This window comes from Pseudomonas gingeri (assembly GCF_013386165.1).
GTDB lineage: Bacteria > Pseudomonadota > Gammaproteobacteria > Pseudomonadales > Pseudomonadaceae > Aquipseudomonas > Aquipseudomonas gingeri_C.
Map to the genome: position 1 here is coordinate 1 of NZ_JACAOS010000042.1, position 888 is coordinate 888.

Annotated in this window: 1 protein-coding gene; it reads right to left on the minus strand. The window is 64.3% G+C overall.

Going from position 1 to position 888, the window contains the following annotated elements:
* A partial coding sequence (locus HX866_RS33930) for a condensation domain-containing protein (RefSeq protein ID WP_256345070.1) occupies positions 1-888 on the minus strand: 888 nt, incomplete at both ends.

Sequence of the window (888 nt, forward strand, 5' to 3'; positions counted from 1 at the left end):
GTGATGGAACAGCAGCATCGCGCTGATCCGCTGGTTGAGTGGATCTTCGGCGTAGGCCAAGCGCATCAGCGGCGCCTGTGTGACATCCAGGCGGTAGTGCCGCGGGTCGAAACGGCTATGCAACTGCGCGCCGATATCACCGGACGCCGGATCGAGGTCAATCTGTTCAAGGTGCAACCGCGCCTGACGCCAGACCACTTGCACTGGCGCATCCAGCCCTTCCCAGACCATCCCGGTACGCAGGATGTCATGGCGATCGATGACCATTTGCAAGGCCTGGACAAAGGCGTTCAGGCGCTCGTGGTCGTCAAAGGCAAACTGCGCCTGCAAGACGTAGGGATCGCCGGCCCGGGCCGCCAGGTGGTGATAGAGAATCCCCTCCTGCAACGGCGCCAGCGGGTAGATATCCTGCACATTCGCTGCGCCGCCCGGCACGCTGGCGACAATACGGTCGATGGCGGCCTGGTCGAGATTGACCAGGGGCAGCAACTGCGGAGTGATCCGGGTGCAGCCGGCCTGGATCGCATTGGCTGGAACCTGCACCTCGTGGCCCTCACCTACAGCCGCGGCCAGGGCCGCCAGGGTTGGCTGGCCGAACAGCACGCGGATATCGGCATGCAGGTCGGCTTGGCGCATGCGCCCGATCAGGCTGACCGCCAATAACGAATGCCCACCCAGTTCGAAGAAGTGATCGTGGCGCCCGACCTGTGCCACACCCAGCAGTTCTTGCCAGATGGCGGCGATCAGGATTTCGGTTTCGCCTTGCGGCGCCTCGTAGCCGCGACTGATCACCGCATCGAGGTCCGGGGCCGGCAGGGCCTTGCGATCCAGCTTGCCGTTCGGGGTCAGCGGCAGCTTCTCCAGTGCAACGTAGATGGCCGGGACCAT